This window comes from Salinibacter sp., assembly GCF_036626415.1.
Taxonomy (GTDB): Bacteria; Bacteroidota; Rhodothermia; order Rhodothermales; family Salinibacteraceae; genus Salinibacter.
The window spans coordinates 21,429-30,774 of sequence record NZ_JAZKRW010000020.1; the positions used below are offsets into that span (position 1 = coordinate 21,429).

Sequence of the window (9,346 nt, forward strand, 5' to 3'; positions counted from 1 at the left end):
AGTTACGCCTCGTTGGCGTCCAGGACGGGGAGTTCGTAGACGCACGCCGAGTCTCCTTCTGGGATGTGCGCCGTCCGTTCCACGCGTTCGAAGAGGGCCTCGTAAAAGCAGGATTCCGAGGCGCAGGGCAGATCCGTGGCGTCGACGATTTCCGAAAACGGGCAATTGCACTCCTGAACGACCACGCGCTCGTCGTCCAGATGGACTTCGGGCATAAACCCTTCCTCCCGGAGCACCTCCTCGAGGACGTTCACAATCTGCTGGACGCCTGCCGTCTCCAGGGGCTCCGTCAGGCGGTCCTTCACCTTTTCCAGGCGAGCGTCCCAGAAGGCCTCGAAGAAGTCTTCGATGAGGGGGCCGTGCCCCTTCTCCTGCAGGTGAGTCAGAAAGTCGGCGAAGAGGGTTGCCTCTTGGCCCGGAAAAAGCTGCTCGGCGAACGGGGTCATCCGATAGCACATGCTCGGACGCCCCCGCCCTTGCTGCTTCGTGCGACGGGCCACGAGCCCGTCGCGACCCATCTGGTCGAGGTGGTCGCGCAGTGTGGGGCGCGCCCGGTCGATGACCTCCATCGCGTCGCTGAGGGTGACTTCCCCACGGCGCTTCATGAGTTCGAGGAGCCGGCGCTTTGTCTCGGACTGGAGGAGGTCGAGGGACACCATGGCATTGGGGCCGATTGAGACGACTTCGAAAAAATGAAGCCCGTACCCAAACCTGCTTTGCGAAGGTACGGTTTTGTGTAGAAAATGTCAATTAAAAGATATTCGTCACGTAAAGCATTGAAAATGCCGACGCATCCCTTTTCTTGGTTCATGTGTCAGGGTCTCTCCAACAAAGGGACGACGCCGACGGGGCGTCGTGAACGTGGAGGGAGCCCTGGCCCGTCATGAGCGCGCCTCGCTTCGAGGTCTCGGAACGAGCGCCCTCAGGGACGGCCGTCCCGGCGTCCCGCCTGCGCGACCACAGCGAACGACCTCGCTCTCCACGGCATGCCCTACGTCGTTACCGAGCCCTGCATCAACTGCAAGTACACCGACTGCGTGGAGGTCTGCCCGGTGGACTGCTTCTACGAGGGCCCGAACTTCCTGGCCATCCAGCCCGACGAGTGCATCGACTGCAACGCCTGCGTCCCGGTCTGCCCGGTCGAGGCCATCTACCCGGACGACCAGTTGCCCGAGGACCAGGAGCACTACATTCAGTGGAATGAGTACCTGTCCAACCAGTGGCGCGAGCTGGGCTACAACGTCACCGAGAAAACCGGCCCCCTCGAGGACGCCGAGGCGTGGGAAGACAAAGAAAAGTCCGAAGAAGACATTCTCACCTGGGACGTGTAGGGGGACCCGAGATCGGACGCACGGGGATCCCCTCGGGACGGACGCCTTCGCCGTGCATCCTGAAAGAGACGGATATGCGACGGCCCCCCTGGAACGCATTCTGTATTCTTGACCCTTCTCTTTCTGACTGCCATGCCCTACCCATCATCGATGGTCGAGCCGATGCGCAAAGAACTCACGCGCCTCGGCGTCGACGAACTTACCACGCCCGGCGAAGTCGACGCGGCCTTCGACGCCGCCCAGACCGACTCTCTACTTCTCGTGATCAACTCTGTGTGTGGCTGCGCGGCGGGGAGTGCCCGCCCGGCCGTGGCGCGTGCCCTGGAGGCGGAGCCGACGCCGGACCGTGCCGTGACGGTCTTCGCGGGCCAGGACCTGGAGGCCACTGATCATGTCCGGGAGACGTACCTGCCCGGCATTCCTCCGTCCTCGCCCTTTATGGCGGTTTTTCGGGAGGGCCAGCCGGTGTACGTTATCGAGCGCACGCACATCGAGGGCCGGGAGGCGATCTCGATTGCGGAGGACCTGGTGGAGGCCTTCGAGGCCTACTGCACCGACGAGGCGCCCCCCTCCGACGCCCCGAAGCGCCCGGACCCGGGCCCGTCCCCCAGCGCCGACGGCCCGCCGTCCACCTTCCAGTCGATCCGCTAGCACGCAGGCCGCCTGCCCGAGTCTTCCCAGACGCATCAATTTTCTGCAACGATGAAACGAGACATCAACGGCTTGACTGTCGAGATTGACCGGACCCTTTGCATCGGGTCGGGCAGCTGCGTCGGGCTCGCCGCCGAGATCTTCGAGATCGACGAACAGAACCTCGTCCGCTTCCAGGAGGAGACGCCCGACATCGATCCCGAGCGCCTGAAAGAGGCCTGCAACGTGTGCCCCGTCGATGCGCTTCGTGTCTACGACGGTGACGAGCAGGTCGTCCCGTAACAGAACACGCCGCTGGCCGTCAAACGAGGCGTCCCGACGCGTCAGCCGGCAGTCCGGACGGGACGGAGGCCCCGAAGTCCTTCTGCTCGCCGTGCGTCGCACAAACCCATCCCATAATGAGTGCTCCCCCGTCGGATTCCCCGAGCAAAAAGACCCACGACACCCCTTCAACGGAAGAGGCGCCTCCCAGCCTGTGGGACTGGGGGCTCAAGGTAGCCGCCTCAGCGGGACTTGCCGGGATGATCTGCTGCGTGGCCCCGGCGGTCCTTTTCGCCTTGGGCTTGATGGGCGGCATCTACGCCATCTCGTTCGCCGACTTCTTCTACGCCCCCGACGGTTCGGCGGGACTCGGCGCCTGGCTTCTGCGCGGCCTCGCCGCAGCCGTCGGGCTGGGCGGTGTGTGGCTCTACCACCGCCGCCAAAACCAGTGCGCGATCGATCCGTCCCGGAAGCGCAAGAATCTGGCGCTTCTCATCCTCCTGGTGGCGACGCTCGGCACAGGAGCCTATGTCACGTTCGAGAAGGCGACGAGCTGGTATTTCGACGCCTACGTCGTGCCGGCCCAGCAAGAGGAGTATGAGTCCATGTCGGGCGGGTAACGGCCGAGATGGTCCGGCCAGTCCTCCGGCCCAGTTGCTCCCCCGATGTTGCGATCTGCCCATTCCCTGTCTCCGTTCCCCATGGACTCCTCGCCTGCCCGTCCGGACCCGCTGGTGCTGGTCGACAACGAGGGCGTGACGGATCCGCCCCTCAACCTTGCACTCGAAGAGTGGGCCCTGCGGAATTTGGATCCGCAGTACCGCTACCTTCTCTTCTACGTCAACGAGCCCTCGATCATCATCGGGCGCAACCAGAACACCCTGGAGGAGATCAATCGCGCCTACGTTGAGGAACAAGACGTGCAGGTCGTGCGCCGCATGTCCGGCGGCGGCGCGGTGTACCACGACGAGGGGAACCTCAACTTCAGCTTCATGACGGACTACAAGCCGGACCGCCTGCACAACTTCGAGCGGTTCACGCGGCCGCTGTGCCGTGTGCTTGCGTCCATGGGGGTAGAGGCCCGGCTGGAGGGGCGCAACGACCTGGTCGTCGGCGACGGGCGCAAGATCTCGGGAAATGCGCAGTTCTCCACCTCGCGGCGCATGTTCAGCCACGGCACGCTCATGTTCAACACTGACCGCAAGGCCCTCGCCCAGGCCCTGAACGTGACGCCGGACAAGATCGACTCCAAGGCCCACCAGTCTGTGCGCAAACGGGTGGCCAACATCGCGGAGGTGGGCGGGCGGGTCTACGACGTGCCCACCTTCCGGCGCCGCCTCATCGACGGCCTCTTCCCCCAGAACGACACGCCGGTGTACACACTCAGCCGTGACGAGTGGGACGCCGTGGAGACCCTGGCCGAGACGCGCTACCGGCGGTGGGAGTGGACGGTGGGAGCCGCCCCGTCCTTCGACGTACGCCGTCGGGACCGGTTCGACGAAGGAGAGGTCGACGTGCGGATGAGCATCGACGACGGAAAAATCGACCGCATTCAGATCTACGGGGATTTTCTGGGCACCTGGGGCACGACGGCCCCGCTGGAGCACCACCTCCGGGGGACTCCCTACGATCCGGAGGCCCTCCGGAAAAAATTGGCGGAGGTGGACGTGTCTCCCCTGCTCGGGGGGCTCTCCAACGACCAGTTTTGGGATCTGCTCTACGCGCGGGGCTGACCCCCCACGAGTGGACGCGGGCCTCAGGCAGAAAGAGCGTGCGCGCCGTCCCTACTCGTTCCCGAACCCTTTTCTGATTTCGTCGAAGGTCTTCTCGATGATCCGGTCGTCGATTCCGTTGTAAATTGCACTCATGAGTTGAAGGGTGCTCTGGGCCGCCCCTTCAAAGACAAATCGCGGCGCGGCGAAGTCGCACCGGACGAAGTGCGGAGGCGGCCCGCCCTTGTAAATCAGCGTGCAGGTCTCGAAGGCGCACTCCTCAAAATGCTTTCCGTCGAGAAGGACGCGCGACCCGGAAAACTGTCGGTCCCGAATGACCTCACGGTCGCCGTTTGGCACGGATTCGGACTGGTTGTCTGACTCGGGCATGGTAGGAAGAGGAACGGAAATAGATGAAGAAAATCCTGACGGCGCGGTCTGCGCCATGGCGTTCGCGGAAAGAGGGCCTTCGGGGCTTCCCAAAATGAGGCTCCGTCTCATATCCCTAAGAGCCCGTTCGGGTTTTGAGCTGAATCGCGAGAGATGTGGAGCGGAAATTGATTTTTCGTTGGGGCTGCGCCCGTCCATCGACGTGTGCCAGAGTCCTCGCGTGGCGGGGGGAAGTCGGTGAACGTCGGCGGCGGCCGTGGGCGGGGACCCGCCTCCCGGAAGGAGGGCGTCTCGCGCCCTGGATGCCGGAACGGCCCGACGCAGCAACGCGTCCGATGCGAGGGAAAATGTCCGTTCAAACGCTTTGAGCTTCCGTTTTCGCACCACATGGATGTTGCAATTGTCGGCTGCGGCGAGATTGCTTCGGCCTACGCCGAGGGACTGTCCGAATACCCGGACCTTCCCCTCGTGGCCACGGCCGATCTGGAGAGAAGCCGCGCGGAGTCGCTCGCCGAACGGTATGGGGCCGACGCCTTCGGAGCCCTCGAGACCCTCCTTGCCGAAAGCGGCGCCGACCTCATTCTGAACCTGACGATTCACGACGCCCACGCATCGGTCACGAGAGCATGCCTGGAGGCCGGGCGCCACGTGGTCAGCGAGAAGCCCCTGGCGCTGGACGCCGAGACGGCTCGTGCCCTCGTCGACCTCGCGGATCGTGAAGGGCTTGTGCTCGGCGGTGCCCCCATCTCCGGGCAGGCCGATGCCCAGCAGTACGCCGCGCGCCTCCTCCGCGACGGGCACATCGGGCCGGTTCGGATGGCGTACGCCGTCGGCAATTTTGGGCGCACGACGGAGTGGAACCCGAACCCGGAGCCGTTTCTGCGCGTCGGCCCGCTCCATGACGGGGCCGTGTACCCGCTCACCGTCCTGACGACCCTCTTCGGACCGGTCACGCGCATCCGCACAGCCGACGTGTCACTCCTGCTCGAAGAGCACGAGCACGACGGGCGCACCTTCACGGTGGACACGTCGGATCACGTTGCGGCGACGTTGGAGATGGAGAGCGGGACGCGCGTCCAGCTCACGGCGAGCCTGTACGTTCCGCACCAGACGCAGCACTTCTCGAGCCTCGAGCTTCACGGAGACGCCGGGTCCCTGTACCTCGACGACTGTGGGAACTTTGACGGGGACACCGATGCGCCGCTGCTTCAGGTGGCGCGCCTCGGGGCGCCGTACCGTCCGTGTCCGGTTCCCCGCCGCCCGGCCCCATTGTCGTATGCAGCAGCGGCGGCGGATGCCGCCCGGGCCGTCCGCACTGGGGAGCCGCCCCGCGCGTCCGGCCGTCAGGCCGCCCACCTCGTCGCCGTGATGGAGGCGATCGAGGCCTGTGCGGAGACCGGCGCGCCCGTCGCGGTTGACTCGATGGAGTTTTCCGCACCGGATCTGTGGCCGTGGACGGGGGCGACGGAGCCGCACCGCACCGTTCATCCGCTGCTGCCCGGCTCCGCCGACACGGCTACTACGACCGAGTCCCGGCCTACTTCGGACGGCCCGGATGGCGATGCCGTAGATCTTCCGCCGATCGGGTTCGGCTGCTCGCGCTACCGGGGCGGAACGACGTACGTAGACCTTGAGAACTCGATGGCCGATGCGCTGGCGGCGGGCGTCCGCCTGTTCGACACCGCGGAGCTCTACGGGACGGAGGCGGCCCTGGGGGGGCTGCTCGACGGACCGTTGGGCCCGCCGCGGGACCGGCTGTTCCTGGTCGGGAAGGCGTGGAACACGAACCACCGTCCGGAGCACCTGCGGGCCGCGGCGCAGGGCTCGCTGGAGCGCCTGGGGATCGATGCGTTCGACTGCTACATGCTGCACTGGCCCACGGCGTGGCAGCACCAGGGGCCGCTGGGAGATGTGTCACGCCTCTCGCACGAGGAGGCTGCGGCCCTCACGTTCCCGACCGATGAGGCGGGGGCGCCCCTGGAGGCCGACGTGACGCTGGCCGAGACGTGGCGGGAGATGGAGGCGCTCCGCGAGGACGGCCTGACGCAGACCCTTGGCATCTGCAACGTGTCGCGCGACCAGCTGGAGGGGCTCCTGGACCGTGCGGCGGTGCCCCCCGCGGTCGTGCAGGTAGAATGCCACCCGTACCACCAGCCGACCGAGCTGGTCGACGTCGCCCACGCGCAGGGAATTCGGGTGATGGCCCACTCGCCCCTCTCCGCCCCGGGCCTGCTCGACGACGAGGCCCTGCGGCCCATCGCCGACGCGCACGACGTGTCTACGGCACAGGTGGTGCTCCGGTGGAACCTCCAGCATGGGGTCGTCCCCATTCCGTGCAGTACCAATCCTGATCACGTGCACGGCAACGCGGACGTGTTCGGGTTCACGCTGAGCGAGGACGACATGGCCGCCATCGATGCGCTTCACCAACCGGACTTCGCGCGGTAGAGGACGAGGGGGCCGCTCCGGGGGACTGTTGCGGGCGGTACTGCTACCGCGATCGTCCGGTCGACCCGGAAGAAGGCGAAGCCCTGTAGAGGAATCACAGAGTTCTCCGAATCTGGTAACAGAATGACGCCTCGGAAACACCTTTCGAGAGCCAGGCATTTCGGCTTCCATCTTTACGCGCTGATTCTGTGATGCATTCAAGGCAGTCATTTCCCCGAGCAAGCATCCACTCGCCATCCCATCGAGGGTGTTTTGCCCCCGGGCTTCTCGCTCTATCACGAGACTGAACGCCACGCCCCAGCATGGAAATTCCCGACGTTCGCCGTCTTACCAGCACTCGCATCCCCACGGTAGACGGCGAGTTTACACTGATTCTCTACGAGAACAGCGAAGACGACAAGGATCACCTGGCGCTCGTTTGTGGCGACGTTGAGGGACACGACGACGTCCTCGTGCGTGCCCATTCGGAGTGCTTCACGGGGGACGTTCTCGGCTCGCTTCGGTGTGACTGCGGAGAGCAGCTGGACACGTCCATGCGTCGTGTCGCGGAGGAGGGACAGGGGGTCATTCTGTATCTGCGCCAAGAGGGACGGGGCATTGGGCTGCAGAGCAAGCTCCGCGCCTACAACCTGCAGGACGAAGGGTACGACACCGTCGAGGCCAACCGGATGCTCGGCCACGAGGCCGACGAGCGCGACTACGCCATCGCGGCGACGATCCTGGACGACCTCGGCGTCGCGTCGGTGCGCCTGCTCACCAACAACCCCGAAAAGATTGAGGACCTGACCGAGCACGGGGTGGAGATTGAGGAGCGTGCCCCCCTGACGCCGCACGTCAACCGCCACAACGAGGACTATCTGCGGACGAAGGTCAACCGGATGCGCCACATCCTGGATTTGGGCCCCACGAACGGGCACTCTCAAAGCAACGCCCACGACAGTTCGCTCCAGTCCCTTGAGCAGCGCATGGAGCGCCACTTTGACGAGGCGGCCACCCCGTTTGTGACGCTCACCTACGCGCAGAGCCTGGACGGCTCCATCGCGTCGGACACCGGCACTCCACTGCCCATTAGCGGGCAGAAAGCGCTGGACTTTACGCACCGCCTCCGGGCCCTTCACGATGGCATCCTTGTCGGCATCGGGACGGTTCTGGCCGACGACCCTCGCCTCAACGCCCGACGAGGAGAGGAGGACCATCCTGTGCCCATCGTTCTGGACTCCTCTCTTCGATTTCCTTCGGACGCCCAGCTTCTCGACTGTGAGGGGCCGGATCCGCTCATCTTTACTGCGCCGGACCCGGACCCCGACCGCCGCGACGCCCTTGAGGCGCAGGGCGCGACGATTCACGAGCTCCCCTGCGCGCCGGATGGGGGCGTCTGCCTCGACTCGCTTCTCGACGAACTGGGCCGGCGGCACGTCGCCAGTGTGATGGTGGAAGGGGGTTCGCAGGTGCTTACGGCCTTTCTGCGGCGGCAGCACGCGCAGCGGGTGATCGTGACCGTCGCCCCGATGTTTGTTGGGGGCACCCCCGCGCTCGGCTCCCTGGCACAAGCGGATGCCGCGGAGGGCCCCGGTGCGTTCCCGCGCCTGACCAACATCCAGCAGCGCTGGTACGGGGACGATCTGGTGGTGGAGGGAGACCCGGTCTGGCCCTCGTCGGACTAAGCGCCCTGCCGCCCTCACCGCCCCTCGTTTTGTTGAACGGCCCCCGCTTGTTGAACGGCCCCCGCATGCCTCAAAACACCCGCCGGCGCATCCAGTTTTCTGCCCCCGAACAAGCCGAGACGGTGACGGAGGACGCTCCGTCGCCCGGCCCCGGAGAGGTGCGCGTGCACACCCAGTATTCTGCCATCAGCCCGGGCACGGAGCGCCTCGTGTATGAGGGGAACGTGCCGGGCACGCTCGACGCCGACCCCTCCATCGACGCGCTTCAGGGCGACACCCTGTCGTACCCGCTTTCGTACGGGTACGCCTGCGTCGGAGAGGTCGAGGCGCTGGGCGAGGGGGTCGAGCGCGACTGGAAGGGAGCGTCCGTGTTTTCGTTTCAACCGCACGTGTCCCAGTTCGTCGCCTCCACGGACGCGCTCCTTCGGCTGCCGGAGCCTGTGGATCTGGCCGATGCGGTCATGATCCCGTCGCTGGAGACGGCCGTCAACCTGGTGATGGACGGGCAGCCCATGATCGGGGAGACGGTCCTGGTCTTCGGGCAGGGCGTGGTGGGGCTGCTCACCACCCGCCTCCTCGCCGACCATCCGCTGGGCACGCTGGGGACGATCGATCCGGTCGCCGCCCGGCGGGCCCGCTCGGAGACTGCCGGGGCGCAGGCCGTTGCGTCCGCCGACGATCTGGAGCAGATGGACGGCTACGCCGCCGCGTCGTCCAGCGGCGCGTCGTCCGAGGCCGAGCGGGCCGACCTCGTATACGAGCTTACGGGGCAGCCCAGCGTGTTGGACACGGCCGTCCAGCACACCGGCTTTGCTGGGCGGGTCGTCGTCGGGTCGTGGTACGGAACGAAGACGGCCCCGATCGACCTCGGGAGCCACTTCCACCGGTC

At 65.9% G+C, this 9,346-nt stretch carries 10 protein-coding genes; 8 read left to right on the top strand and 2 right to left on the bottom strand.

The annotated features are described in order from the left end of the window. Positions 1 to 2: 2 nt before the first annotated feature. The gene (locus V5A20_RS04140; protein ID WP_332326779.1) at positions 3 to 659 is read right to left on the bottom strand and encodes a helix-turn-helix transcriptional regulator; all 657 of its coding nucleotides are present in this window, start codon (positions 657 to 659) and stop codon (positions 3 to 5) included. Positions 660 to 986: 327 nt separating this feature from the next. Between V5A20_RS04140 and fdxA the strand changes: the two genes are divergently transcribed. The 5 genes from fdxA to V5A20_RS04165 all read left to right on the top strand — a co-directional run bounded on the left by fdxA (position 987) and on the right by V5A20_RS04165 (position 3,976). Next, a complete protein-coding gene (fdxA, locus tag V5A20_RS04145; protein WP_332316331.1) occupies positions 987 to 1,331 on the top strand; it encodes a ferredoxin FdxA in 345 nt (114 codons plus the stop codon). A gap of 132 nt (positions 1,332 to 1,463) precedes the next feature. Next, the gene (locus tag V5A20_RS04150; protein WP_332316423.1) at positions 1,464 to 1,982 is read left to right on the top strand and encodes a BrxA/BrxB family bacilliredoxin; all 519 of its coding nucleotides are present in this window, start codon (positions 1,464 to 1,466) and stop codon (positions 1,980 to 1,982) included. Between the two features lie 51 nt (positions 1,983 to 2,033). Further along, positions 2,034 to 2,264: a ferredoxin gene (locus tag V5A20_RS04155; RefSeq protein WP_332316425.1), complete on the top strand. Its 231-nt coding sequence runs from the start codon at positions 2,034 to 2,036 to the stop codon at positions 2,262 to 2,264. Positions 2,265 to 2,380: 116 nt separating this feature from the next. Then, positions 2,381 to 2,863, top strand: coding sequence for a hypothetical protein (locus tag V5A20_RS04160; RefSeq protein WP_332316426.1), 483 nt, complete (start codon positions 2,381 to 2,383; stop codon positions 2,861 to 2,863). 81 nt (positions 2,864 to 2,944) lie between these two features. Continuing rightward, positions 2,945 to 3,976: a lipoate--protein ligase gene (locus tag V5A20_RS04165; RefSeq protein ID WP_332316427.1), complete on the top strand. Its 1,032-nt coding sequence runs from the start codon at positions 2,945 to 2,947 to the stop codon at positions 3,974 to 3,976. Positions 3,977 to 4,027: 51 nt separating this feature from the next. On the opposite strand, the gene V5A20_RS04170 is transcribed toward V5A20_RS04165, so the two are convergent. Further along, positions 4,028 to 4,345 carry a hypothetical protein gene (locus tag V5A20_RS04170; protein WP_332316428.1) on the bottom strand — a complete coding sequence of 106 codons (318 nt, stop codon included), beginning with the start codon at positions 4,343 to 4,345 and terminating at the stop codon, positions 4,028 to 4,030. 387 nt (positions 4,346 to 4,732) lie between these two features. Here V5A20_RS04170 and V5A20_RS04175 point away from each other — a divergent pair, with 387 nt between their 5' ends. The 3 genes from V5A20_RS04175 to V5A20_RS04185 all read left to right on the top strand — a co-directional run. Continuing rightward, complete coding sequence (locus tag V5A20_RS04175) at positions 4,733 to 6,793, top strand: aldo/keto reductase (protein ID WP_332326780.1); 2,061 nt, start codon at positions 4,733 to 4,735, stop codon at positions 6,791 to 6,793. A 302-nt stretch (positions 6,794 to 7,095) separates the two neighbouring features. Next, on the top strand, positions 7,096 to 8,457 hold the full coding sequence (ribA, locus tag V5A20_RS04180) for a GTP cyclohydrolase II (RefSeq protein ID WP_332316430.1): 1,362 nt from the start codon (positions 7,096 to 7,098) through the stop codon (positions 8,455 to 8,457). 65 nt (positions 8,458 to 8,522) lie between these two features. Continuing rightward, positions 8,523 to 9,346 (top strand): oxidoreductase (locus tag V5A20_RS04185; RefSeq protein ID WP_332316431.1); only part of this gene is annotated, 824 nt, incomplete at its 3' end.